We start from the raw sequence: 18,505 nt of genomic DNA, 5'->3' as shown, positions 1-18,505 counted from the left end.
AGTGGAGTAAAGCTAAATGATATAGCCATATTCTTACGCTCAGAGTTTTTCAGTGACCTCTCTGAATTTGGATGAACTTGATGTGTAAAAGAGTCGAGAAAAGCCGTCGTAAAACACAAAAGTAGCTCCAAAAGTTAGTCGTTTAAGAATTTCCGTTAATTGCTAATTTTTTTTTTACATAAGAACAGAAAAAAAAAACAAACTATGATTACACAAGGAGGTGAAACAACATGGCAAACAACAGCTCAAATCAACTTGTCGTACCTGGTGTACAACAAGCACTTGATCAAATGAAGTATGAAATTGCATCAGAATTTGGCGTTCAACTTGGACCAGACGCAACTTCACGTGCGAACGGTTCTGTTGGTGGAGAAATCACTAAACGTTTAGTTCAAATGGCTGAACAACAATTTGGTGGTCATCAAAAATAATAAGTATGGATTAAGAGGTGAGCAATGAGTCTCACCTCTTCTTAATTCACTTTAAGAGTAGGTGAATGGATATGAGCATTTGCCCGGTCTGTAATGGGTTAAAAGAAATGACTAACAAATGTGAGAATTGCCAAACGAAGATCATGGATTATGGCAGAATAAGTGATTATGACGATAAATATAGTGCGTATGAAGAGATTGATTTAAATAAATTGAACAATCAAATTGAAAACGATTACTCTGAGCATTTATGTGCTCATTATTTATATTGCCCTACTTGTCAGGAAACGACGATACAATTGTTACATGAATTATAAAAAACCCCAATATTCATATTGAATATTGGGGTTTGAATCAATTAACGAATACGTAACTCTGTCTCTTGATCAAAGAAGTGGGCTTTGTTCATATCAAAGGCTAATTCGATTGTTTGACCGTTTTGAACATCTGTACGAGAGTCGACACGTGCAACAAAATCTTGTCCTTCAACTGTAGAGTAAAGAATCGTTTCCGCACCTAGTAACTCGGCAACATCAATTGTCGCTTTAAGTTTTGTTCCTGGTGACGATTCAATAAAGATAAGCTCATCATGAATATCTTCAGGACGAATGCCTAAAATAACTTCTTTGTCAGCATATCCTCTTTCGCGAAGAATCGATAATTTTCCTGCAGGAACTTGAAGAGCAAATTTACCAATTTTAAAAATGTCACCTTCTAATTTACCTGCTAAGAAGTTCATCGATGGAGAACCGATAAAGCCTCCAACGAATACATTTTCAGGATTATCATAAACATCTTTTGGTGAACCTACTTGTTGAATAAAACCATCCTTCATAATAACGATACGTGTGGCCATTGTCATCGCTTCAGTTTGGTCATGTGTTACATAAATTGTCGTTGTCTGTAGGCGTTTATGAAGTTTTGTAATTTCTGCACGCATTTGTACACGAAGTTTAGCATCAAGGTTAGATAACGGCTCATCCATTAAGAAAACTTTAGGGTCACGAACGATGGCACGACCAAGTGCTACACGTTGACGCTGACCACCAGACATTGCTTTTGGTTTACGATCAAGCATTTCTTCTAGACCAAGAATTTTTGCTGCATCTTTTACACGACGATCAATTTCGTCTTTTTTGAATTTACGAAGCTTTAAACCAAAAGCCATGTTATCGTATACATTCATATGTGGGTAAAGAGCGTAGTTTTGGAATACCATCGCAATATCACGATCTTTAGGGGCAACGTCATTCATACGTTTGTCACCAATCATTAAATCCCCTTTAGAAATATCTTCAAGTCCGGCAATCATACGAAGAGTTGTTGATTTACCACAACCAGATGGACCTACGAATACAACGAATTCTTTATCTTGAATATCTAAATTAAAGTCTGTTACCGCTTGTACATCCCCATCATAAATCTTATAAATATTTTTTAATTGAATATCTGCCATGTTATGTACCCCCTTGATTTGTTAACTTTATTGTAAATGCTTTCATAGTGAAAAAACTATGGGATGAGTGCACAAACTTTAGGGTAATCTTTGTGCAATTTGTATACATCTTGTCCAACTAACGCCATTAATGCTTTTTGAGTGGGAGTAATAACAAAAGCGAATAGACTAATGCAGCTTGTGAGAACTGTTTTAAATCAATACCGGTTTTATCACTAAATTTATCGAGACGGTATTGTAAACTATTTCGATGCATATGCATCGTTTTAGCGGCTAACGATATATTTAAATTTGATTCGAAATAAATCGAAATACTATTTAAAAGATCGAAGTCATGAAGAACCTCCTCTGTAAAAAAGGACTGCATAAACCGATTTCGTTCATTTGAAGGGATAAAGGAAAGCAAATAATAAACATAAGCTTCATGGATATGAAAAACCCTTTTCTTAGGATTTAAGCCTTGAATATATTCAAGACATTGCTGTTCCCATTTAAATTGTTCCGTTTTTGGTTCGGCTACTTCTGATCCAATTAAAATTGTTACATCTGCATAAAAGTCGGAGGACATCGCATCAATTAAACTTTCGTAATCATTTTCTTCCCGATCCATTTCATTTGTATTAATGACAACCCCGTTTTTTTGACTAAACCAAATAATCGAACTCGGTTCCTCAGACATGCTGTCCCAAATATCGTGAAAGGCGTCATAGTCGTCAATTGATTGTTCAAGAGTGAAATGAATAAAGCGTATGCTAGCAGAATTAGGAGCCAACTCTCTTTCTTCTAAGAACCATTTATTCCACTCGTTTTCTTCAGTCGTTTTTGGTTCAGGAATATGTACAAATTTTGGATAAAGCTCTTTAAGTAAAAGTAATTCTTTTTCTGTTAAGCGTTCTCTATTAAAACCTATCGCTTCACCTTCAATATTTAGCCATAATAATGAGTCATGTGCCGAGGGACGTTGGTTTTTAACAATCACTTCATCAAATACTCGTTTTAACTTGTCCTTATTCATAGCTAGCTCCTTTATATAAATCTTGCCATTATTATACCAAAGCGAATGAAGTTAAGGGGGAGTTTGTCCTCAATAAAGAAGAAAAGGCTGTCATAAGGTCAATAAAATGTCCTTGTGACAGCCTTTTTTAATTGTTGATGTTAATAGTATAAGCGAAGGGGAGGGCTTTTCTTAATTAATCTTTTTTAGAGTTTGGTGGGCTTTCTTTTTCGAGTTCTCTAGCTTGTTCAATTTTGCCACTATGATGTTCGTTTACGGTTCCTCCACCTAACCCTTCATTTATCATTCGATCAATATCCATAAAAAACTCTTCACGGCCTTCTGTGTGGGCTTCTTCTTCATGTTTCTTTTTGTCAGACATAAATTTCGCCTCCTTTTTATTTAATAGGATTTGAATACAAAGGTTAATTATTCGTTGAAATTTTCAAGATGTTTTTTTACATTTTGTGATTGTTTTTAAAAGGGCTCTCTGTGCAACTTTGTCACGCTAGTATACGTACCTATATTTAGCGTATAATGAATCGAATCAAACGAATGTTTTAAACAAATGAGGAGTGACCTAAACGTGGAGAATATGTGGACGATTGTATTTATGATTATCGTCGGTGCTTTAATAGGTGGATTAACAAATTTATTAGCGATAAGAATGCTTTTTAGACCATATAAACAAATAAAAGTAAGTTCATTTAAGATCCCTTTTACCCCTGGTTTAATTCCGAAAAGGCATCAAGAAATTGCGAAACAGTTAGGGGATACAGTCGTAAAGTATTTATTAACGAGTGACGGGTTAGGTGAGCAAGTTAAAAGTGAAGCTTTTATAAATGATTTTACATCTTGGTTACAAATAGAAGCGAAAAAAGCGCTTGAAAGTGAGGAAACGGTTGCAATTTTTTTGGAGAATAAATGGAAAATAAACGAACCGAAAAAGCAGCTACAGCTAAAAATTGAACAACATTTAGGGGCGGAATATGAAGCTTTTTTTGATAGGAATAAAGAAACCCCAATTTCGACATTAATGCCGATTAATCTTAGTGAAAAGGTTCAACAATCGATTCCAACAATGGCGGAATGGATTCAAAATAATTTTGACCAAAAGTTACAAAGTCCAGATGGAAAAGAGCAATTAAATGCGATGGTTGAACGATATTTACTTAAAAAAGGCACATTGGGCAACATGCTAAAAATGTTTTTAGGTAACGATAGGCTTGTCGATAAACTTCAGCCACAAATAAGTAAACTCCTTCGAGATGAACAAACAAAGGAATTAATAGAAAGTGTTTTAAGGAAAGAGTGGTATCAAATTCAAAATAAATCGATTGAGGAATTAAAAGGGATGGTAACGAAAGAGCAGTTTTTGACTCACATATCGCCATTCGTTCAAGAAAAAATCCCTGTCGTTAATTGGTTAGACAAGCCTATCTCAGAAATTTCAAAACCCTACCAGGAGCAAATAATGAATCGAATGATTCCATCTATTGTTGAGTTTTCCATTGATGTATTAGTGGAGCGATTACCGTTTATTTTGGGGAGGCTTCAGTTGGAAGAAATTGTTCGTAAGCAAGTGGAGGGATTCCCATTAGAACGTTTAGAAGAGATAGTTGTATCAATAGCGAAGCGAGAATTGAAGATGATCACTTGGTTGGGATCTTTTTTAGGAGGGTTCATTGGGTTATTCCAAGGCCTTATCGTATTATTTCTCGTGTAAATGCTTAGGTCTTTTAGGTTATAAGATGATTTATTTGTTCAGACATGTTATAGTCGTTAAGACAAATTTTTGAGGAGGACTTTAAAATGTCAAACGTATATGATAAAGCCCAAGAATTAAAGAAAGCTATTGCAGAAAGTGAAGATTTTACTATATTAAAAACTTTACACGAGCAAATTGGTCAAGATGATATTGCTAAAAAAATGTTAGACAATTTCCGCCAACTTCAATTAGACCTTCAAAGAAAACAAATGCAAGGTGAGCAAATTTCTGAAGAAGAAGTGCAAAAAGCACAACAACAATTTGAACTTGTGCAACAGCACGAACTTATTTCGAAATTAATGGAAGCAGAGCAACGCCTGAGTGTGACAATTGGTGATGTGAACAAGATCATCACTGAACCATTAGAAGAAATTTATGGAAATCCAGATCAACAATAATGGTGTCGTATTCGGCTTTTTAAATGTAAGGCCGATCCTTTATATACGATATTAGTAAAAGCCCGGTGGTGTCATCTTGATGACATTACCGGGCTTTTACTATATTGAGCAAGTAAACTTAGTGTGAAACAGACAGGAATAGTCAAAGACTCGTGCATGATTTGGAAGAGTACTTTCTTGATTGTAAAAGAGTTGCTAAAAAACGGTTCACCGTTATTTTATTTGACTATTTCCTTTTTTGATTTTTTTACTAAAAAGGGTTGCCATATGAATCACAAACCCAACAAATAATCCTAATGATAGGCTACCAACGATGACCATCCAAATATTTGTTTCGAATGAAGATGGTTGTCCTAATGACAAAAATAGAAAAAAGAGTGGAATTAAAATATATAAATAAACCGGCAATTTCATGAGGTACGTATCCTTTCTAAATAGAGCTTAAATAATTGTATATGTGGTGAAAATCACTATTACCCATTATATGAAACCAATTGGATTTAGTCTATGGAACATTAGATTCCTTCCTTGCAAAAAAGTTCTAAGGTTTTATTTCAATTCATAACTATAGATAAGCACAGTCAAGTACAGGAAAGTTAGTCACCAAGAGGAGGAAACGATATGACTTATCGATTGTTAGCGATAAACATTGATGGAGCGCTTCTTCAATCAGATACGAAAATTAGTCGACAAACCAAAGCGGCAATCGACTATGTAAAAAGTAAGGGAGTCATTGTCACTTTAGTTACGTCAAAGCCTTATTTGTCAGCTTTAAAATTTGCAAAAGCGCTAAAACTTGATGAGTATATGATTTGTAGTGATGGAGCGTATGTGGCTAAAGAAAAAGAAGAAGCACTGTATTCAAATCGAATTAAAGAAGCTCAAGCTGAGGAAATTGTTGATATTTTTGAGCGTTATGATTGTCATTTTCGAGTCTTTCATGAGCATTATTCCCTTGGAAATAAGATTAAACAGAAAAATCATATGGTTGCTAAAATGACATTAAATTTAGATGAACCAAGATTTTATCCATTGTCATTTGTCGAATCGGTTTATGATCGTTTAGTTGATAATCCGTTAGCGCCGTTAAAAATACAAGCTCAGTTTGCACTAGAGGATGAGTTAAAAAGAGCGATTGATCAAATAAAGGAGATGAATCAATCTTTTATTTTAAAAACGGGCTCATCTAATCAAATAGAAATTATTCAATCAGGAGTATCTAAAGTAAAAGCGCTTCGTTTACTCGTAAATTATTTGAATGTAAAAATGGAGGAAGTAGTGGCTATCGGAGTAACTGAAAGTGATCGTGAAATGGTGGCAGAAGCAGGTTTAGGGGTTGCTATGGGAGATGCAATAGATGAGGTAAAACAAGTAGCAAGTTGGGTGACACGTTCTAAAGAAGAGAATGGTGTTGCTTATATGATACGAGAAGTCTTTAGAAAGCAGCTACGAGTGCAAATATAATTAATAGTAAGGAGCTGCTTCAAAAGTGAGTAAATAGCAAAAGTAGTGAATGAATTATATAAAAATGTTCGAGGGACGTACTAAGTCGCTCTCAGCTTGTCGATAAAGTCTCGATTGAGATGGTCGGCAAGCTTTTGTTATTTGAGTGAGTCGTTAGGATAGTCTCTCATGCTCCACCTTCTAGGTTAGCCACATTTTGTAATAAAAATATTTAATTAATTGCTACTTTTATATTTTTTGATTTATAATGATAAAAAAGCTTCGTAATTAGAAGGAAGGGGGGATAAGATGTTTGAGGTTATTATTGATACATGGTCTTTTTGGTGTAGTGTACTTTTAACAATCTGGTTAGTAGCGGCGTATACAAAAGCAGAGTTATTCCGCTTTGAATATGCACATAAAACTTACTTGTTTTCAAGAAAACTAAACTTTGTAACAAAAGAAATCGATTTGTTACCTATTAATAGTTGTATTCAAAGGTTTTATCGCCCTAAAATTCCTTGCTACTATGATCATTCAAATGATGATGAAGATTCTCTTATTAATTTTGCGAAATAATCGTTTAATTAATAAGGAGGATTCAAGTGAAATCAAATACAAAAGTTTTAATCTTGTTATTACTAATTGCTGTGCTTTTAGCAGGCTGTGGTACGCATCAACCAATTAGTGCCGAATCAACAGGGGTCTGGAATCACTTTTTTGTTTATCCAATGTCTTGGCTTATTACTCAAACGGCTGGAATTTTCAAAGGGAACTTTGGAATTGCCATCATTCTTGTGACAATTACCATTCGTTTTCTTTTATTACCACTCGTATTAAAGCAGCAAAAAAGCTCTAGAGCGATGCAAGCGTTGAAACCTGAATTAGATGAACTGCAAAAAAAGTATAAGTCAGATAAATCAGATCCAAAAAAACAGCAGGAAATGCAAAAGGAAATGATGACCCTCTATCAACAGCATGGGGTGAATCCAATTGCAGGTTGTTTACCAATGTTGGTGCAAATGCCGATTTTAATGGCTTTCTATTTTGCGATTATGAGAACAGAAGCGATCGCTAGCACCTCATTTCTATGGTTTAACCTAGGACAACCTGATTTGTTTTTGCCATTTGTGGCCGGTTTAACAACGATGATTCAGTTGAGAATGACTTCAGCTGAAATGCCAGCTCAGATGAAAATCATTATGTATATTATGCCTGTGATGATTATTGTGGCCGGATTATCGTTACCTTCTGCTTTATCTATGTATTGGGTCGTCGGAAATATATTTACGATTTTCCAAACGTATTTTGTTGTTATTTTACCGAAAAAACAAATAGAACAACAACAAATATCAAAAGTATAAATGATTATTTAAGCTCCTAGAAAGTGAAAGCTTTTTAGGAGCTTTTTCATTGTTACGGCAAGGTAAAGGCTAGCGATGTAATAGTTCGACCGAGCTTTCTTATATATAATTGCTTTTCTCTCCGCATTCACCCATTTTCTTTTACTGAATAGACTATTTTATGAGTTTAAGAAAAGGGGTGTAAAGATGAATCAACAGCACAATATGGAGCAAATCAAAACAAGTTGCCAACAATATATGAATCAGCCCGTTTCTGTTCAATATCAAGGGCAAGTGATTAATGGTGTGATTGAAAATGTGGACGATGAGCAGCTGTATTTATTAGTTGCCGTTGATGATAATGGCCAGTACGTTGATTTAGCTCAACTAATGCAGGAGCAACATCAGAGCGGATCACATCAAGCACAGCAGTTTCAAAGAAATCCTTACTATAATCCGTATCCAGCTTACTATCCAAGTTATTATTATCCGAGTTATTACCCGTACCCGAGACCTATTAATTGGAACCGACTAGTATTACCTCTTGCGGCTCTAACGGCTATTGCCTTATTATAATTCGTTTTAGCAGAGCATATGTAAAGCTATCTTCAGTGGCATTCAATTTCCAATGAAGATAGCTTTTTTTTCGTTGAACTGAGTAAATAAAGAGTATTTTTCCTCATTTTTCACAAGATTAAGGGCTAATTTGTAAAAAATAGTGTGAACTTGTCTAAACAGGTGCATATTTAAATAAGAAAAGGTATGATAGGATCAAAATTAAGGTTTCATTTACCAGTAATAGTGGAATAATAAATTTATTAACTATGTCGTTAAAATTGGAGAAACATTTCAAAAATATAAGAGGTTAATTGAGGAGGATGCGAGTTGAGTGATTATCTCGTTTATCTAGTAGAAGATGAAGAAAATTTATCAGAAGTATTAAAAGCTTATTTGGAAAAAGAAAATTGGGAAGTAAGAGTGTTTGATAACGGTCAAAATGCGGCAGATGCTGTTGAAGATAAACCACATTTATGGATATTAGATATTATGTTGCCAGGCATGGATGGCTATCAATTACTGAAAACAATCAAACAAAATGAAGATACACCCGTTATATTCATTTCAGCACGTGATCAAGATTTAGATCGAGTGTTAGGGTTAGAAATGGGAAGTGATGATTATTTAGCTAAACCATTTTTACCGCAAGAGTTAATTATACGTGCAAAAAAGCTTATTAATCGAGTATATGGAACATCGAATCAGGAACAGAAGAAAATTGAAATCAATCAATATGTCGTTGATCCAATTGGACGTACAGTTGCTGATATGGAGATTGGTGAGGATGCCCTCGTTGATTTAACAACCAAAGAGATGGACCTAGTCTTATTATTAACTGGAGATATTGGTAAAGCTTTCTCGAGAGACAAAATTATTGAGTATGTGTGGGGAGAAAATTACTTTGGCTCCGAACGTGCGGTAGACGATGTCGTTCGTCGTGTCCGGAAAAAAATGCCAAGAGTACATCTTGAAACATTGTATGGCTATGGCTACCGAATTTTATCATCATGATTAAAGTTAATTTAACGCAACGAATTTGGCTTGCGTTTATATCACTAATTGTATTAGTTGGGTTATCTGTGATTATTATTTTTCCGATTTCCATTAAGGATACATTAACGGAGGAAACATATCGTTTAATTGAAAGAGAGCAGGAGCGTCTTAGTAATCCATTGATTGATTTTATTAACCCTCCAGATGATGATGGCGGTTTTCTTGACCGTAGCGAGGCTGGTAAAGTTTTTCACTTAGTTATCTTTGATACGCTTGGCAGACCTCCGGGTGGTGATACGATCCCACCAGCAGATGTTTTACGGCAAATGGCGGTAAATGCCTTTAATCAAGATGCCCTACATGGGCGTTATGAACTCCAATATGGTGGACAAACGGTTTTTTATGTTGTAAAAGAAGACGTGCTCTGGGGGCAAAAAGCGTATCGTATCTCCTTTATGTGGGATACATATCGTGATCAAATGGTGAACAAGCTTTGGGAACGATTACTGTATTTATTTTTATTAACGAGTGTACTTAGTTTGCTTCCGGCGATTTGGTTAAAGCATTATCTTAGACAGCCATTAATTATTTTAGGGAATCATCTAGAGCAAATAGCGAACCGTGATTGGAAAGAACCTCTCAAGTGGAAAGGGGATGAAGATTTCCAACGGTTATCCGATCAATTTGAAAAGATGAGACAAAACTTGAATATATATGATAGTGCTCAAAAAACATTTATTCAGCATGCTTCTCATGAGCTAAAAACTCCGATAATGGTCATTAAAAGTTATGCTCAATCTGTAAAGGATGGGATTTTGCCTAAACAAAATTTAGAGCGCACAATGGATGTTATTATTGAAGAAAGCAATCGAATGGAGCGTAGAGTCATTGATATGCTTTATTATACGAAGCTTGATTCATTTAAAGAAGATACATTAAACCAAAATGAGTTTATTTTTGGCTCGTTAGCTTTTGAAATTGAAGAAAGATTTCGTGTTCAACGAGAAGATGTTAAAATTTATGTGAATCATTCGGACATGAAATTAAAAGGTGATGAAGAACAACTAGAAGTTTTATTAGAAAATCTAGTTGAGAATGCATTACGTTATGCCGTCAGTTCGATATGGATCGATGCTGAACAAAAAAATGACAAAATCATCATTTCAGTTGAAAATGACGGAGAGCCCATTCCAGAGGATGACATTCCAAAGCTTTTTAATCCTTTTTATAAAGGTAATAACGGGAAATTTGGCTTAGGCTTAGCGATTGTTAAACGAATTGCAGAGCTTCACCATGGCTATGCTGAAATTGAAAATACAGCTTCTGGGGTAAAAATGAAAGTTTATCTTCCAGCGATTGAGGAACCCCAAGCAAATCCTAAAGCAAAACGCAAAAATAAAAAGTAATGAATATAAATCGTATTTAATTCATATTAGATGTTAAGTTAAAAACGGAACATTTATGACAAGAGGCTGTCCTAAAAGCTTATCAAGAAAGCTTTTAGGCTCCTTTTTTTGTTAAGTCATTAATTATGAATGATAATTGCTCTGAAAGTTGTTATATATTGTATCTAACAAAAACCTCCTGTACAAGGGTGTTACTTGCAGTTAAACAAGAAGATGCCTATTGTTATTCTTATACATCTTGTTTTGTATCGCTTAGGAGGAGGGCATAGAGTGAAAAGTATGCTATACTAATACAAATACATTTGGCTCGAGGTGATAGGATGAGTAAAGGAATCAGATATCATCAAGTAGGAGATAAGATTGATAGTTATTTTCTTATCAAAACAGCAACAAGAGGAATAGCGAGTAATGGGAAGCCATTTCTTACGTTAATCTTGGGTGATCATTCTGGCGAGATTGATGCAAAGCTATGGGGCTGTTCTCCAGATGATGAGTCGACATTCGTAAGTAAGTCGATCGTTCATTTAACGGGGGAGCTTGGCGAATATAGAGGAAGAAACCAATTGAAATTACAGAGTATCAGACCAACGACGGCGATGGATAATGTAAAGTTGGCTGATTTTGTTCGTTCAGCACCACTTTCTCCGGATGATATGTTAGAGCAAATCACGCAATATATTTTTGAGATGAAAAACCCTAATATCCAACGTATTACACGTCATTTATTAAAAAAACATCAAGCTGCCTTTTTGGAATCACCAGCAGCGACAAAAAATCATCATGAATTTTTCTCAGGGTTAGCTTATCATGTTGTCTCGATGTTACATATTTCTAAAAGTCTTTCCCAGTTGTATCCTTCTTTAGATACGGACTTATTGTATGCTGGAATCATCTTACATGATTTAGGGAAAGTTCGTGAATTATCTGGACCGATTGATACGGTCTATACGTTAGAGGGTAATTTACTTGGACATATTACCATCATGGTTAATGAAATCGATGAGGCTGCAAAGGAATTAAGCATCGAAGGAGAAGAGGTATTGATTCTTCAGCATATGGTTTTAAGTCATCATGGAAAAGGAGAATGGGGCAGTCCAAAGACACCTCAAATCAAAGAGGCCGAACTCCTACATTTGATTGATAATATCGATGCAAAAATGAATATGTTAGATCGAGCATTAGAGAGGGTTCAGCCAGGAAGCTTTTCTGAAAGAGTGATGGCATTAGATAACCGAAGCTTCTATAAACCAAGCTTTCATGAACCACCATTAGACTTATAATAGGAAATGACTATATTAGTGGAAAGCTGTTGAGAATGAACTCAGCAGCTTTTTGTTGTTCCTCTTGAAGTTATTTGCTATTAGTTGGTCCCCGAAAAAAACAGTAAAAATACTATTATTCTAAAAATATTACCATAAATCATAGTGGATTAATAGTACAATTAAATCTATAAAGCGATTTTATTCTTGGAAAAGAGCTTGAATTGAGAGTGGATTATTTGTGCTTATGTTTGCGTTTACAATTACACTCAGTGAACATCATTGTTTTAAACGAAAAAAATAAAAGAATGTAAGGAGATAAAAATGTATATTACATGTGATATTGAAGCGACTCACATCTAAACAAACTTATTAGAATTTAAACAAGTGTTAATTTCAATTATAGAAATTTTATTTTTGTAAGCGGAATCAAATCGGTTCCTTATGTTGTATAGGGACAATTGATGCTAATCTCTACGAAGCACGATATAATTTTATGCTAAATAAGGAAAATAGTTTTGAAATTAGTATTTGACCTACTTGCAAAGCTAAATTATAAGGGAGGAAAAATATATGCTAGTCGAGAAAGGGAAAATTTGGGAGGGTAACAACGAAACTTACTATGTAAAATATTTGTTGGACAATTCAGTAGAGATTGATAAGGATCGCAAGCACCCAGTGATGATTATCTGTCCTGGTGGAGGTTATCATTATACCTCAGATAGAGAAGCGGAGCCAGTTGCTTTACAATACCTTAGCGCAGGATACAACGTTTTTGTTCTTCGATATACTACTAAGGATAAAGGTAACACTGAATATCCTACACCACTGTATGATTTAGCAAAAATGATTTTGACGGTGAGACAGAATGCTGACGAATGGAATATAGACCCGGATAGAATTGCAATAAGTGGCTTTTCCGCGGGAGCGCACTTATGCGCTTCACTCGCTGTACACTGGCAGGAGCCTTTTTTATCTGAAAAGTTTGGGGTAGATGCAGAAATTCTGAGACCTAATGCAGTTGTACTAGGATATCCGTGGTTAGACCTTCTCTATACTAATAAGATGATGGACAGAGATGAGTCAGCAAATATCGCCATTCCTGGACTGGGGACTAAAAAAGAGGTATTAAAGGCAGCTAACAAAGCTATCATGGGAGAAAATGATTCTGAGGAAAGAATTTTCGAAGTGAGCCCGATAAACTTTGTAAATGAGAAAGTACCACCCGTTTTTATTTGGCATACGGCCGCTGACAATCTGATTTATGTAGGTAATTCTTTGAAATTTGGGCTTAAACTTGAGGAATATAAAATCCCATTTGAAATGCATATATTTGAAAAGGGAGAACATGGTTTGAGTCTCGGGAATACAGTGTCAGGAAATGTAGACGAGCAGATTAATGAGGATGCTGCACAGTGGTTGGACCTTTCAGTAAAGTTCTTGTCCCGTCATTTCGATATGTAAGTTAGATATAGTTCGACGAGTTACTTAAAAGGGTATGTAACAATTGGATTTCAATTCTAAACTTGAGGGAGAGATTAGCCATGATTAGTAAAGAATCAAAGGAAATGATTAAAAAGCTTCGTTCAGCAAGAGAAATGTATCCAGATTTATCGAAGAGGGATTATAAGGATTTAACTGAAAAACTGCTAGAAATGGTGAAAGGTATACCACTTCATCCTGGTACAGAAATATCTTCTTATATGGTAAATGATATTCCAGTAGAAAAACTTCATATAAACGATCATTTTGATAAAATAATATTTTATATCCATGGCGGCGCTTTTGTCCTAGGCTCCCCAGAAGGTGGAAGATTTATGGCATCACACATTGCTGCCTTAATTAAAGCGAATGTGGTAAGCGTTGATTATCGCCTAGCCGAAAAACATCCTTTTCCAGCTGCTCTAGATGATTGTGTAGCTTGTTACAAAGATTTATTGTCAAAGGGAGTTGACCCGAAAAATATTGTGTTTTTGGGAGAGTCAGCAGGCGGCAATCTAGCTTTATCGACAGCATTATTTTTAAAGCAGAATGATATACCACTCCCTGCTGGCATTTGTTCATTATCACCAGCGGTTGACTTAAGTTTTTCACTTCCTTCCTATAAAGAGCGTATCAACAGAGAGATTATCATTAATGCGAATGCAGATGAGGAAGTTAAAATGCATTACGTGAGGGGAGCCGATCCAACGAATCCTCTTATTTCTCCACTTTTTGGAGAATTTACAGGTTTTCCTCCTGTATCAATTCATGTAGGCACAGAAGAAATGCTCTTTGATGATTCAGTTCTTTTAGCTGAGAAGTTAGAAGCTCAAGGAATAGATGTTTCTCTTCGTACTTGGGAGGAAATGTTCCATGCATTCCAAATGGTAGCTTTACCTGAAAGTTTTCAGTCTCTTGAGGAGATTGCAGAATTTTATAATCAGTTATTTTAAACTTTTTTAATGTAAGTTTAGTCTATAGGAATTAGTGTTCGTATAATACAAATAATGCTTTAATGAACTTGCTTGAGAAATGTCTAAACTCTTGGTACGTATGGGGTTGGGCATTTTTTTTATTATGTCAAGTTTGTTAGTTCTATCTAAATGAATCTTCGCATACATAATAGTAATACTAATGGACAAGTTTTAAAGGAGGAAAAAGATGAATTCAAATAAGGCAAGTCAGCGGATCGCTTTATTTTTACTTATTGCCCTTGTAGTAGTCTTTCTATTTACACAAACAAGTTTAGGGGAAATGTTATTAGCAAGTCCTTGGTGGATCTTCCTCGTTATTTTTGGCATCTTGTTTAGTGCTTATATGAGCATGAAGTATTCTCTAGAGGAACGTCATGTTGAGCATGAATTTATTGAAAAAGAGGGACAAATTTATATAGAAAGAATAGAGCAAGAAAGAGAAAAAAGGAAGACAGAAAAATCCTAGCGATCATTAATCGCTAGGATTTTATTATGACCATTATTCTTCTTCATCTGCCTCTGCAGCCGGAGATTCATTTGAAAATAAGTCACTATATCTTGAGTCTCTAACATCGATATCGGCCTCATCTAAAATTTCGGCTAAAACTTCAGGACCCGACTTGGCTTGTTGAGCTTCTAAAGCTGCTTCAATTTCTTCTTCAAAATCTTCGAAAGTAGATTTTTTACCAGTTACTTTGATGATGTGGTAGCCAAATTCTGATTGTACAATTTCGCTTACTTCGTCAACTGCTAATTCAAAAGCGGCTTCAGAAAATTCAGGAACCATTTGCCCACGAGGGAAGTAACCAAGTTCGCCACCTCTTGCAGCTGAACCATCAATGGAGTACTCAATGGCCAACTCAGCAAAGTCTTCACCGGCATTAATTTTCTCCAAAACTTCTTCTGCTTCTTCTTCTTCTGTTACAAGAATATGACTTGCTTCCACTTGTTCTTCATACATCTCTTGGTTTTCTTCGTAATAGGCTTGTTTATCTTCCTCTGTTACATTTACATCCTTTTTCGCTAATGCTTCAATAACAAGCGGAGGAATAATATAACCTTCAATAAATTGCTCAACAGAGGTCACGTGAATATTGAAGTTATTTGCTAAAGCTTCAAATAGTTCTTCGTCTGTTTCAATTTGTAAGTTCGTTTTTAAATAATCTAACTCTTCATCAATTTCCTCTTGTGTAACGCCTGAATTTTCTTGTTGGGCAAGGATAGCTTGGCGCTCCACTAATTCAGAAAGGGTTTCATCTCCGTAACGATTTTTCAGGATGGAAACGAGTTCACCTTCTGTAATTTCAGTTCCGTTTACTACAACAATAGGAGCATCGTCTGCTGTTGTATCTTCATTGTTACAAGCTGCTAATAAGGTAAAAGCAGCTAGTCCTACCGCAGTAAGTATGTACTTTTTCATTTTTTTCACTCCTCTAAGTTAGGTCGCCACTGTCATAATCTAATCACAGGGTCTACTATACCATAAATAGTTAAATTAGAAAAAGTTTTTCGTAAAGGATCATAAATTTAGACCAACTTTATTTGTGGAAAGCGCTGAATTTTTTTTGTTTTGTGGACAAAAGAATAAGGTTTTTAGCCTTAATTTGGGTCATTCGCCCAGTACAGATAGAAGGCATTTGCATAAGATATCCTAACAAAGCACAGAGGAGGTGTTATTATGTCTCACGCATACCAAGGTGGATTTGCGTTGATCGTTGTATTGTTCATCTTATTAGTCATTGTAGGTGCAGCTTGGTTGTAAGCTGGCGACGACATCTCTTTTTTTTGGAGTAATCAATCACATAGCTTCAACTAAACAAAAATTAAAATATTCTAAGGAGGATTTACTATGGGTTATTCATACGGAAATAGCGGTTTCGCGTTAATCGTTGTATTATTCATCCTATTAGTTATCATCGGTGCTTCTTGGGTTTGCTAATAGTTGAACTTGAATAGAAAAAAGAGTGAGCCAGATCGGTTCACTCTTTTTCTATCCACAGGTTAAAGCATGATCTCATTTGAGGCAAACTTGCTTGGCCATTTAAATTAATCATAAAAAAATATTACTTATAATTACGTAAATAAGATCTTAACATAAGTTGAAGTTAAAAGAATCGTCATTAAAATATTAATTGTGCGAAAAACTTGTGGTTGTTTTTCGAGTGGAATTTCACGACGTTCACATAATGCATCGGTCATTGAGTTCATTGAATATAGGATAAAGACCGCAAATAGAATTAAAAAGAAGACCATTAGTCTGCCTCCAGTCTAGCCAAGTGATAGTTAAACTTTATCAAATCTACTCAAAAAAAGATAGAGATATGCTATTTTTTATGAGTTGAATAGGTAGTTATTTTTAGATTAATAGGAAATATAATGTAATTGAGATTATCCAATGGTTGATTGGATGTATAATTGGGAATAGAATTATGAACTAAGGCAGATGATGAAGTAGAATGGGACAAGGAAAGGAATGGGAAGATGAGATTTGTAACGTGGAAGGCGGCTTTTTTTGGTCTACTGATTATTAATTTGTTAGCCTTTTTAACGGTTTTTCTCTTTTTAAGGAGCATGAGTATTGATGGGGGCGAATTAAGTCGTTCTGAACTAATAGGACCTACTAGTGGAGATGCTTTACTGGAAGTGACAAGTAGCAAGGAACAAATTATACAGCTCATCTACTCAACTGATTTAGAATCTGAACAAGATTTTGTGATCGAGTTTGAGGGAGCTTATGTGAAGTACCAATCAACGATTCGACTTTTAGGACAAGATATCGGTTTTACCGTTTATTTAGAACCTATTGTTGCTGGAAATGGTGATCTGTTGTTATATGTGAGACAAGTGCAAGTAGGCTTTTTTGATATTCCTGTAAGTATGATACTAGCAGGAATGGGGGAGTCGACAGATTTTCCTGAGTGGGTCGTCGTTGATTCAGGAAACGAGTTATTACATGTTCAAATAACAGAGCTTGATCTTGGTGCTAATTATTATTTGCAATTTAAAGAGTTTGATGTCCATGCGGATAATATTAAATTAGAGCTAGTAGCAAAATGATTCATTTAGTACTGTAATGAATTAAATGATTAAAAATTATGTTACAAGAATAAATTTGTTTTTCATATACAATAATTAACAGAAAAAGGCGATGAGAAAAGATTCATTTCTCATCGCCTTTCTTTTCTGGATTAGTCTATCCAATCCGTTCTAATTAAGGTGGATTGATTAAGAACTTGAAGTTTCCAGTGCTGGAATAATCGGGTCCTCAACCTCACTCTTTTTTAAGCTACCATCTGAATCATTAAAATCATTTTCAAGTTTCATTAATGATTGTTCAAATGTATCAACAAAGTCAGAACCATAAATATGACGGACGATACTTATAATTTCTGAGAATTCAGGGAACTTACCGTATAGCTCTTTAATCGGTAGTGCCCCCTCCAAGATACTATACGTATTTAACTGATAGGATTCCATCGTTTTTAGAAATAAACTTCTTCCTTCATCCGTTAAACATACGTATGTATTACGCTTATCTGTATCCCTTTTTGAAAAGGTTAAGTAGCCTTTTGCTTCTAATTTTTTTGAAAAGTTAAAGGCAGTCGATACATGCATAACACCAAACTTGGCAATGTCAGAAATAGCAGCCCCATCTAATTGATAAGCAATCCATAAGATGTGATGCTCGTTAATATTTAAATCAAATGGTTTTATCCATTTTTGCCAATCTTTCTCAACTGATTTCCATAATGCTTTGCTTAATTGTGCTACTTTATGACTGAAAATAACAGACTGTAACAACGAATTGGATTCATGTTGCTCCATATTGCTCCTCCTATCCCAAAAAAGGTTCATTTTCTTTTTTCTCTCTACTAAAAAAATTATAGCTGAATATCTTCCTTCTTATTATGACAAGAAATGAAGAAAAAAGAAAGACCAAAACAAGCCTTTAAACAAACTTTTTTGAAAATTTAAATAGTTATTTTTTCTCAATTATATA

24 protein-coding genes are annotated in these 18,505 nt (G+C 35.0%); 17 read left to right on the top strand and 7 right to left on the bottom strand.

Annotation, left to right across the window (positions count from 1 at the left end; all coding sequences use genetic code 11):
• The first annotated feature begins 230 nt into the window (after positions 1-230).
• Both AA0017_RS12030 and AA0017_RS12025 read left to right on the top strand, forming a co-directional pair.
• Positions 231-431 (top strand): small, acid-soluble spore protein, alpha/beta type, encoded by a 201-nt coding sequence (locus tag AA0017_RS12030; RefSeq protein ID WP_413374628.1) that lies wholly within the window; start codon positions 231-233, stop codon positions 429-431.
• A 65-nt stretch (positions 432-496) separates the two neighbouring features.
• On the top strand, positions 497-748 hold the full coding sequence (locus AA0017_RS12025) for a hypothetical protein (protein WP_413374626.1): 252 nt from the start codon (positions 497-499) through the stop codon (positions 746-748).
• A 41-nt stretch (positions 749-789) separates the two neighbouring features.
• On the opposite strand, the gene AA0017_RS12020 is transcribed toward AA0017_RS12025, so the two are convergent.
• From AA0017_RS12020 to AA0017_RS12010, 3 genes are all read right to left on the bottom strand, one after another.
• The gene (locus tag AA0017_RS12020) at positions 790-1,887 is read right to left on the bottom strand and encodes an ABC transporter ATP-binding protein (RefSeq protein ID WP_413374624.1); all 1,098 of its coding nucleotides are present in this window, start codon (positions 1,885-1,887) and stop codon (positions 790-792) included.
• Positions 1,888-2,014: 127 nt separating this feature from the next.
• On the bottom strand, positions 2,015-2,902 hold the full coding sequence (locus tag AA0017_RS12015; RefSeq protein WP_413374622.1) for a PucR family transcriptional regulator: 888 nt from the start codon (positions 2,900-2,902) through the stop codon (positions 2,015-2,017).
• A 175-nt stretch (positions 2,903-3,077) separates the two neighbouring features.
• A complete protein-coding gene (locus AA0017_RS12010; RefSeq protein ID WP_413374620.1) occupies positions 3,078-3,263 on the bottom strand; it encodes a hypothetical protein in 186 nt (61 codons plus the stop codon).
• 213 nt (positions 3,264-3,476) lie between these two features.
• Between AA0017_RS12010 and AA0017_RS12005 the strand changes: the two genes are divergently transcribed.
• Both AA0017_RS12005 and AA0017_RS12000 read left to right on the top strand, forming a co-directional pair.
• Positions 3,477-4,607: a DUF445 domain-containing protein gene (locus AA0017_RS12005; RefSeq protein WP_413382574.1), complete on the top strand. Its 1,131-nt coding sequence runs from the start codon at positions 3,477-3,479 to the stop codon at positions 4,605-4,607.
• Between the two features lie 86 nt (positions 4,608-4,693).
• Positions 4,694-5,047: a YlbF family regulator gene (locus AA0017_RS12000; protein ID WP_413374618.1), complete on the top strand. Its 354-nt coding sequence runs from the start codon at positions 4,694-4,696 to the stop codon at positions 5,045-5,047.
• A 213-nt stretch (positions 5,048-5,260) separates the two neighbouring features.
• Here AA0017_RS12000 and AA0017_RS11995 read toward each other — a convergent pair whose 3' ends face one another.
• Positions 5,261-5,461: a hypothetical protein gene (locus AA0017_RS11995; protein ID WP_413374616.1), complete on the bottom strand. Its 201-nt coding sequence runs from the start codon at positions 5,459-5,461 to the stop codon at positions 5,261-5,263.
• Positions 5,462-5,668: 207 nt separating this feature from the next.
• Here AA0017_RS11995 and AA0017_RS11990 point away from each other — a divergent pair, with 207 nt between their 5' ends.
• The 10 genes from AA0017_RS11990 (at position 5,669) to AA0017_RS11945 (ending at position 14,971) form a co-directional block, all read left to right on the top strand.
• Complete coding sequence (locus tag AA0017_RS11990; RefSeq protein ID WP_413374614.1) at positions 5,669-6,511, top strand: HAD family hydrolase; 843 nt, start codon at positions 5,669-5,671, stop codon at positions 6,509-6,511.
• Between the two features lie 288 nt (positions 6,512-6,799).
• Positions 6,800-7,069, top strand: a complete 270-nt coding sequence (locus AA0017_RS11985) for a hypothetical protein (protein ID WP_413374612.1) — start codon at positions 6,800-6,802, stop codon at positions 7,067-7,069.
• 26 nt (positions 7,070-7,095) lie between these two features.
• Complete coding sequence (yidC, locus tag AA0017_RS11980) at positions 7,096-7,854, top strand: membrane protein insertase YidC (protein WP_413374610.1); 759 nt, start codon at positions 7,096-7,098, stop codon at positions 7,852-7,854.
• Between the two features lie 186 nt (positions 7,855-8,040).
• The gene (locus AA0017_RS11975) at positions 8,041-8,409 is read left to right on the top strand and encodes a hypothetical protein (protein ID WP_413374608.1); all 369 of its coding nucleotides are present in this window, start codon (positions 8,041-8,043) and stop codon (positions 8,407-8,409) included.
• Positions 8,410-8,718: 309 nt separating this feature from the next.
• Positions 8,719-9,402 (top strand): response regulator transcription factor, encoded by a 684-nt coding sequence (locus AA0017_RS11970; RefSeq protein ID WP_413374606.1) that lies wholly within the window; start codon positions 8,719-8,721, stop codon positions 9,400-9,402.
• Positions 9,399-10,790: a sensor histidine kinase gene (locus AA0017_RS11965; RefSeq protein WP_413374604.1), complete on the top strand. Its 1,392-nt coding sequence runs from the start codon at positions 9,399-9,401 to the stop codon at positions 10,788-10,790. Before AA0017_RS11970 ends, AA0017_RS11965 begins: the two co-directional genes overlap by 4 nt.
• Before the next feature lie 320 nt (positions 10,791-11,110).
• On the top strand, positions 11,111-12,070 hold the full coding sequence (yhaM, locus tag AA0017_RS11960; protein WP_413374602.1) for a 3'-5' exoribonuclease YhaM: 960 nt from the start codon (positions 11,111-11,113) through the stop codon (positions 12,068-12,070).
• A 552-nt stretch (positions 12,071-12,622) separates the two neighbouring features.
• Positions 12,623-13,513, top strand: coding sequence for an alpha/beta hydrolase (locus tag AA0017_RS11955; protein WP_413374600.1), 891 nt, complete (start codon positions 12,623-12,625; stop codon positions 13,511-13,513).
• Positions 13,514-13,617: 104 nt separating this feature from the next.
• The gene (locus AA0017_RS11950; protein WP_413374598.1) at positions 13,618-14,484 is read left to right on the top strand and encodes an alpha/beta hydrolase; all 867 of its coding nucleotides are present in this window, start codon (positions 13,618-13,620) and stop codon (positions 14,482-14,484) included.
• A 208-nt stretch (positions 14,485-14,692) separates the two neighbouring features.
• Positions 14,693-14,971, top strand: coding sequence for a sporulation YhaL family protein (locus tag AA0017_RS11945; RefSeq protein ID WP_413374596.1), 279 nt, complete (start codon positions 14,693-14,695; stop codon positions 14,969-14,971).
• A 33-nt stretch (positions 14,972-15,004) separates the two neighbouring features.
• On the opposite strand, the gene AA0017_RS11940 is transcribed toward AA0017_RS11945, so the two are convergent.
• Positions 15,005-15,925 (bottom strand): peptidylprolyl isomerase, encoded by a 921-nt coding sequence (locus tag AA0017_RS11940; RefSeq protein WP_413374594.1) that lies wholly within the window; start codon positions 15,923-15,925, stop codon positions 15,005-15,007.
• A gap of 258 nt (positions 15,926-16,183) precedes the next feature.
• Between AA0017_RS11940 and AA0017_RS11935 the strand changes: the two genes are divergently transcribed.
• Both AA0017_RS11935 and AA0017_RS11930 read left to right on the top strand, forming a co-directional pair.
• Positions 16,184-16,267 (top strand): YjcZ family sporulation protein, encoded by an 84-nt coding sequence (locus AA0017_RS11935; RefSeq protein WP_081939220.1) that lies wholly within the window; start codon positions 16,184-16,186, stop codon positions 16,265-16,267.
• An 87-nt stretch (positions 16,268-16,354) separates the two neighbouring features.
• A complete protein-coding gene (locus AA0017_RS11930; RefSeq protein ID WP_040323705.1) occupies positions 16,355-16,444 on the top strand; it encodes a YjcZ family sporulation protein in 90 nt (29 codons plus the stop codon).
• A gap of 134 nt (positions 16,445-16,578) precedes the next feature.
• On the opposite strand, the gene AA0017_RS11925 is transcribed toward AA0017_RS11930, so the two are convergent.
• Positions 16,579-16,758 (bottom strand): hypothetical protein, encoded by a 180-nt coding sequence (locus AA0017_RS11925; RefSeq protein ID WP_003322920.1) that lies wholly within the window; start codon positions 16,756-16,758, stop codon positions 16,579-16,581.
• A 228-nt stretch (positions 16,759-16,986) separates the two neighbouring features.
• Here AA0017_RS11925 and AA0017_RS11920 point away from each other — a divergent pair, with 228 nt between their 5' ends.
• Positions 16,987-17,562: a YpmS family protein gene (locus AA0017_RS11920; RefSeq protein WP_413374592.1), complete on the top strand. Its 576-nt coding sequence runs from the start codon at positions 16,987-16,989 to the stop codon at positions 17,560-17,562.
• 168 nt (positions 17,563-17,730) lie between these two features.
• On the opposite strand, the gene AA0017_RS11915 is transcribed toward AA0017_RS11920, so the two are convergent.
• Positions 17,731-18,330, bottom strand: a complete 600-nt coding sequence (locus tag AA0017_RS11915; RefSeq protein ID WP_413374590.1) for an HTH-type transcriptional regulator Hpr — start codon at positions 18,328-18,330, stop codon at positions 17,731-17,733.
• Between the last annotated feature and the right edge of the window lie 175 nt (positions 18,331-18,505).

The sequence above is a fragment of the Alkalihalobacillus phoenicis genome (assembly GCF_047302405.1).
Lineage (GTDB): Bacteria > Bacillota > Bacilli > Bacillales > Bacillaceae_D > Alkalihalobacillus.
The sequence above is the reverse complement of the archived record's forward strand: the minus strand, read 5'-3'. Positions and strand labels throughout refer to the sequence as shown.

Bases quoted from the DNA above. Each gene is read 5' to 3' on its own strand.
- AA0017_RS11940 (WP_413374594.1), bottom strand. From the start codon at position 15,925: ATGAAAAAGTACATACTTACTGCGGTAGGACTAGCTGCTTTTACCTTA.
- AA0017_RS11925 (WP_003322920.1), bottom strand. From the start codon at position 16,758: ATGGTCTTCTTTTTAATTCTATTTGCGGTCTTTATCCTATATTCAATG.
- AA0017_RS11920 (WP_413374592.1), top strand. From the start codon at position 16,987: ATGAGATTTGTAACGTGGAAGGCGGCTTTTTTTGGTCTACTGATTATT.
- AA0017_RS11975 (WP_413374608.1), top strand. From the start codon at position 8,041: ATGAATCAACAGCACAATATGGAGCAAATCAAAACAAGTTGCCAACAA.
- AA0017_RS12000 (WP_413374618.1), top strand. From the start codon at position 4,694: ATGTCAAACGTATATGATAAAGCCCAAGAATTAAAGAAAGCTATTGCA.
- AA0017_RS11935 (WP_081939220.1), top strand. From the start codon at position 16,184: ATGTCTCACGCATACCAAGGTGGATTTGCGTTGATCGTTGTATTGTTC.
- AA0017_RS12020 (WP_413374624.1), bottom strand. From the start codon at position 1,887: ATGGCAGATATTCAATTAAAAAATATTTATAAGATTTATGATGGGGAT.
- AA0017_RS11950 (WP_413374598.1), top strand. From the start codon at position 13,618: ATGATTAAAAAGCTTCGTTCAGCAAGAGAAATGTATCCAGATTTATCG.
- AA0017_RS11985 (WP_413374612.1), top strand. From the start codon at position 6,800: ATGTTTGAGGTTATTATTGATACATGGTCTTTTTGGTGTAGTGTACTT.
- AA0017_RS12025 (WP_413374626.1), top strand. From the start codon at position 497: ATGGATATGAGCATTTGCCCGGTCTGTAATGGGTTAAAAGAAATGACT.
- AA0017_RS11955 (WP_413374600.1), top strand. From the start codon at position 12,623: ATGCTAGTCGAGAAAGGGAAAATTTGGGAGGGTAACAACGAAACTTAC.
- AA0017_RS11930 (WP_040323705.1), top strand. From the start codon at position 16,355: ATGGGTTATTCATACGGAAATAGCGGTTTCGCGTTAATCGTTGTATTA.
- AA0017_RS12030 (WP_413374628.1), top strand. From the start codon at position 231: ATGGCAAACAACAGCTCAAATCAACTTGTCGTACCTGGTGTACAACAA.
- AA0017_RS11965 (WP_413374604.1), top strand. From the start codon at position 9,399: ATGATTAAAGTTAATTTAACGCAACGAATTTGGCTTGCGTTTATATCA.
- AA0017_RS11990 (WP_413374614.1), top strand. From the start codon at position 5,669: ATGACTTATCGATTGTTAGCGATAAACATTGATGGAGCGCTTCTTCAA.
- AA0017_RS11915 (WP_413374590.1), bottom strand. From the start codon at position 18,330: ATGGAGCAACATGAATCCAATTCGTTGTTACAGTCTGTTATTTTCAGT.
- AA0017_RS12015 (WP_413374622.1), bottom strand. From the start codon at position 2,902: ATGAATAAGGACAAGTTAAAACGAGTATTTGATGAAGTGATTGTTAAA.
- AA0017_RS11995 (WP_413374616.1), bottom strand. From the start codon at position 5,461: ATGAAATTGCCGGTTTATTTATATATTTTAATTCCACTCTTTTTTCTA.
- AA0017_RS12010 (WP_413374620.1), bottom strand. From the start codon at position 3,263: ATGTCTGACAAAAAGAAACATGAAGAAGAAGCCCACACAGAAGGCCGT.
- AA0017_RS12005 (WP_413382574.1), top strand. From the start codon at position 3,477: ATGTGGACGATTGTATTTATGATTATCGTCGGTGCTTTAATAGGTGGA.
- AA0017_RS11945 (WP_413374596.1), top strand. From the start codon at position 14,693: ATGAATTCAAATAAGGCAAGTCAGCGGATCGCTTTATTTTTACTTATT.
- yhaM (WP_413374602.1), top strand. From the start codon at position 11,111: ATGAGTAAAGGAATCAGATATCATCAAGTAGGAGATAAGATTGATAGT.